The organism is Paenibacillus hemerocallicola (assembly GCF_006265175.1).
In the GTDB taxonomy this organism is placed as follows: domain Bacteria; phylum Bacillota; class Bacilli; order Paenibacillales; family NBRC-103111; genus Paenibacillus_AB; species Paenibacillus_AB hemerocallicola.
Map to the genome: position 1 here is coordinate 1 of NZ_VDCQ01000160.1, position 786 is coordinate 786.

The window sequence follows — 786 nt, forward strand, 5'->3', positions numbered from 1 at the left end:
GTCAGCGATTTCAGGTTTTTCCCTTGCAGGTTCGGATTTTCAATGCCGAAGGCGTCTTTGACCGCTTGCGTCTTCACGACCGGAAGACCGAGGGCCTGCTTGGATATATTCATCTGATATTCGTCGCTCGTCATATAGGCGATCGCCTCGAAGGCGGCATCCTTATGCTTGCTGATGCTCGTGATGTAAGCCAAGGTCAGCATCGCTTGCGAGCCTACCCCGCGCAGATTGGTGAATTCCGGCAGCGAGACCATATCCCAGTTCACGTCCTGCTTCGTCGTCGGAATCGTGTAGGCGTACATGGCGGCCACCTTGTTCACGAGGAAAGCGTTGCTGACCGCACGGAAGGTCGTTTCCGCCAGTGCGTTGCCGGGAATTTCATAAAATCGGTTCATGCTCCGGACGTATTGTCCCCAACGGTCATCGCTGTAAAACAATGGCTTATCCGTCTTCGGATCGGCGAAGCCGAGCGACATTTGATTCATCCAAGCCAAATTGTAAGATTGCGATATGAACCCCCGGTACTGCGTCTCCCCTTCCTTGCGGGTCATCGTCTTGGCCAATTCGTACGTTTCGTCCCAGGTCATGCCGTCCTTCGGGTACGGTACGCCGAATTTATCGAACAAATCTTTGTTGTACATAAGGGACAGCACATTCATTTTGAACGGCAAAGCATACAGGGCGCCCTTCGAAAGCGCTCTCACCGCATCTACGGTACTCGGCTCCAGCCGGGTCAAATCGAAGTTGTGCTTCTTGATCAATTCGGTCATATCGTACTCGAATTTG

The 786-nt window shown here is 52.7% G+C and carries 1 protein-coding gene; it reads right to left on the reverse strand.

Annotated features, from left to right (window positions below; all coding sequences use genetic code 11):
- On the reverse strand, positions 1-786 hold a 786-nt coding region (locus FE784_RS40560), incomplete at both ends, for an ABC transporter substrate-binding protein (protein WP_139607982.1).